The sequence below is a fragment of the Microcystis sp. LE19-131.1A genome, from assembly GCF_027532015.1.
Lineage (GTDB): Bacteria > Cyanobacteriota > Cyanobacteriia > Cyanobacteriales > Microcystaceae > Microcystis > Microcystis ichthyoblabe_A.
Window position 1 is genome coordinate 1 of the sequence record NZ_JAPZSS010000028.1, and the last position, 3,858, is coordinate 3,858.

At 42.7% G+C, this 3,858-nt stretch carries 3 protein-coding genes; all 3 read left to right on the top strand.

What is annotated here, in order from left to right; all coding sequences use genetic code 11:
• Window positions 1–380 precede the first annotated feature (380 nt).
• Complete coding sequence (locus O9323_RS02375; RefSeq protein WP_288124636.1) at window positions 381–2,186, top strand: aspartate kinase; 1,806 nt, start codon at window positions 381–383, stop codon at window positions 2,184–2,186.
• A gap of 108 nt (window positions 2,187–2,294) precedes the next feature.
• Complete coding sequence (locus O9323_RS02380) at window positions 2,295–2,729, top strand: hypothetical protein (protein ID WP_288124637.1); 435 nt, start codon at window positions 2,295–2,297, stop codon at window positions 2,727–2,729.
• Between the two features lie 139 nt (window positions 2,730–2,868).
• The coding region (locus O9323_RS02385; protein ID WP_288124638.1) for an NB-ARC domain-containing protein at window positions 2,869–3,858 on the top strand (990 nt) is incomplete at its 3' end.

The following is a 3,858-nucleotide window of genomic DNA, read 5'->3' on the forward strand; positions in this document are numbered from 1 at the left end:
AAAAGTTTATGCTGCTATTTTTTTTTCGGAAAAATAGGTTGTAATGGGAGACTCTTTGTTTTCCTAGACAAAAATAATTACTTTTTCAAAAAAACACTTTTCTATTTTTTTGTTGGGTATTTTATTCTCTGGAAGTCCCCTAAGAGAGCCAAAATATTATTAATAGCATAAATGTACTGTATTTAAACTGAGTATTGACATTTTAGTACAAATGCTCGGACTGCCTTAACCTAGCTCTGGCGCTCCCTTCTCCGGTGCAGTCTTAAGGATAGTCGGCATTTGATAAAACATAAGGAATGTTAACCAAAACCACTTATCGTTAAGGAATTTTGATAAGTTGGAGATTGAACAAAGATAGAAAGTCTCTAGCGCTGACAACTATGGCTGTAATTGTCCAAAAATACGGTGGTACATCGGTAGGTTCCGTGGAACGCATTCAATCGGTCGCTCAACGGGTCAAAAATACGGTAATAGCAGGAAATACCGTGGTGGTGGTCGTTTCTGCCATGGGTAAAACCACCGATGGATTGGTCAATTTAGCCAAACAAATCGCCGCCGAACCCTCGCGCCGGGAGATGGATATGTTATTATCCACGGGGGAACAGGTAACGATCGCCTTGATGAGTATGGCCCTAGAGGAAATCGGACAACCGGCCATCTCCCTAACCGGCGCTCAGGTGGGAATTGTCACGGAATCCGAACATAGTCGCGCCCGTATTTTAGAAATTAAAACCGATCGCCTCTCCCGTCATCTATCGGAGGGTAAAGTAGTTGTTGTCGCTGGTTTTCAAGGTGTCAGCGATAGCGATCAACTAGAGATTACCACCCTAGGCCGCGGTGGTTCCGATACCTCGGCCGTGGCCCTAGCAGCCGCCTTAAAAGCCGATTTTTGCGAAATTTACACCGATGTACCCGGTATTCTCACCACTGACCCCCGTTTAGTCCCCGAAGCGCGTCTTTTAGACCAAATTACCTGCGATGAGATGCTCGAATTAGCCAGTTTAGGGGCGAAAGTTCTCCACCCGCGAGCGGTGGAAATCGCTAAAAATTTCGGGGTTCCCTTGGTTGTCCGTTCCAGTTGGACTGAGGATCCGGGTACTTGGGTGACATCCCCGGCACCGAAACCGCGCACCCTGCAAGGATTGGAATTGACAAAAGCCGTGGATGCGGTGGAATTTGACGGCAATCAGGCGAAAATCTCCCTTTTACGGGTTCCTGATCGTCCCGGTATCGCTGCCCGTTTATTCGGGGAAATCGCTCATCAACAGGTGGACGTGGATTTAATTATTCAATCGATTCACGAGGGGGACAGCAACGATATTGCCTTTACGGTGATGGGAAATGCCTTGAAAAAAGCCGAATCCGTGGCCGAAGCGATCGCACCGGTTTTACGTTCCCATCCCACTAATACAGAGGAAGCGGAAGTGATCATCGAATCCGGGGCCGCTAAAATCGCCATTACCGGCGCTGGAATGATTGGCCGGCCGGGAATTGCTGCCCAAATATTTAGCACTTTGGCCGCAGCGGCAATTAATATCGAAATGATCTCCACTTCTGAAGTAAAAGTCAGTTGTGTCATCGATGAAGCGGACGGAGAAAAAGCGATTAAAGTCCTTTGTGATGCTTTTCAACTGGAGTATTCTGCTAAAGTTGCTCATCGCGAAATCCCTCACAATTTAGTCCCGGTACGGGGAGTGGCCCTAGATAATAATCAGGCACAAATGGCCATTCGTCGCGTCCCCGATTGCCCCGGGATGGCGGCGAGAATTTTCTCGGTTTTAGCGGCAAAAAATGTCAGTGTTGATATGATTATTCAATCCCAACGCTGTCGCATTGTCGATGGTATTCCCCGACGAGATATCGCCTTTACTTTACCCCAAGCTGATGCTAATTTAGCCCAAAAAATCCTTTTAGAACTATCGGAAAGTTTGGGTTTACAGGAAGTGGTGGTTAATAATGATGTGGCGAAAGTGAGCATTGTTGGTTCAGGAATGGAAGGACAACCGGGGGTAGCAGCACGCTTTTTTGAAGCTTTAGCAAAGGAGAAAATTAATATTTTGATGATTGCTACTTCTGATATAAAAATCAGTTGTGTGGTGAATCAGGAAGATGGAGTCAGGGCCCTACAAGTGGTTCACGCCGCTTTTGGATTGGCCGGACAGGGTAAAATTGAAGTACCCGCCTAAATGAAATTACAAGTTCTATGATGGGGGTAAGAGTTGTTTATATTGTTGGCAACTTATACCCCCAAAAACCCGATCAATAAGTTAACCCTCATCACCCCGATTTTATCTATGGACCCCCTTACAGGAGCAGCGATCGCAGTTGGTTCGATTATTGCCACTAAAGCGTTAGAGAAAACTGGTGAAAAAGTGGGAGAGAAAGTTTGGGAACAAACAGAAAAATTTCTTACTTCCCTGAAACAAGTTTCTCCAGATACTGTCACCGCAATTGAAAAAGCACCGGAACAACCTTTAGATTATGGACAGGCAATTCTAGAGGTTGAATCTGTTGCTAAAACCAGTCCCGAATTAAGCCAAATTATGACCGAGTTGGTTGACATTGTAGAATCCGAACCTTTACCTAATTTAAAGGATATTCTTAACAATATTGCTAAGGGTTTGCAATCTCAATCCTCTGGACAAAAAACCTATATCAAAACTATTGAAAAAATTGTTAATTTTTCTCAAAGGGACATTAATATTAATGAACAAAATATCACCATGTAATGTCTTGGGTGCGTGCAATACACCCCGACGAAACCGAAAAAAATGCCATTGTAGGGGCGAATTGCGTTCGCCCTTCCCCTTTTGATGTGTTAATATTGTATAAGTAAATATTTTTTTATCACAGCATTATGTTACCAATATGGATCAAAAAATAGTCAATTATGCTCAAGGCGATCTCAATATTGACAAGCAAAATATTTATAATTATCCGCCTAACCAAGAGCCTCCTCAACCCAATCCTCACAATTTATCTAATAGTAATATCCCTAAATTTGTTGGTAGGGATAAGGAATTAATTGACTTAAAAAATCAATTACAACAATCCCAAAAGCTTGCTATATCTACCTTAACGGGAATGGGAGGCATAGGTAAAACTGAATTAGCCAGACAATTTGGTTGGCAACAATGGCGAGAAAAAGCCTATCCTGGTGGTATATGTTGGTTAAATGTGGCAACTCGTCAACCCGTTGATATTGGTACTAATATTTTAGATTTTGCCCGAGTAAATCTCAAATTAACTCTACCAGATGAGGGAGAATTAGACATAAAAATTCGTTATTGTTGGCAAAATTGGTTAGCGGGAAATGTCTTAATTATTTTTGATGATGTACGGGATTATCAGCAAATTAAGGATTATTTACCACCGCAAGAGGAGAAACGCTTTCAGGTTTTAATTACCACTCGCAAGGAATATTTATCAGCGACAATTGCGACTTTTCGGGTAGAAGTTTTAAAAGAAGAAGATGCTCTTGATTTATTGCGTTCCTACCTGGAAAATAACAGAATTGACACACAAATTGAAGAAGCTAAATTATTATGTCAGGATTTGGGTTATTTACCCTTGGCGTTAGAATTGGTGGCAAGGTTGCTGGTACGACGACAGGATTGTAGCAAAATACGGCAGAAATTAGCAGAAAACGGCTTAGAGGAGCCAATTTTAGACAAAAATCCCAAGTTTCATGGGGAAATGACAGCAGAAAGAGGGTTAAAAGCTGCCTTTAATCTCAGTTGGGAGGAGTTGAATAGCGAACCAGATGCCCAAATTTTGGCACTTTACCTCAGTTTATTCGCTCTTGCGCCCTTTCCCAAGGGGATGATTCTGGATTTATTTCCCGATGAGGATGGGGAT

Bases quoted from the DNA above. Each gene is read 5' to 3' on its own strand.
- O9323_RS02375 (WP_288124636.1), top strand. From the start codon at position 381: ATGGCTGTAATTGTCCAAAAATACGGTGGTACATCGGTAGGTTCCGTG.
- O9323_RS02380 (WP_288124637.1), top strand. From the start codon at position 2,295: ATGGACCCCCTTACAGGAGCAGCGATCGCAGTTGGTTCGATTATTGCC.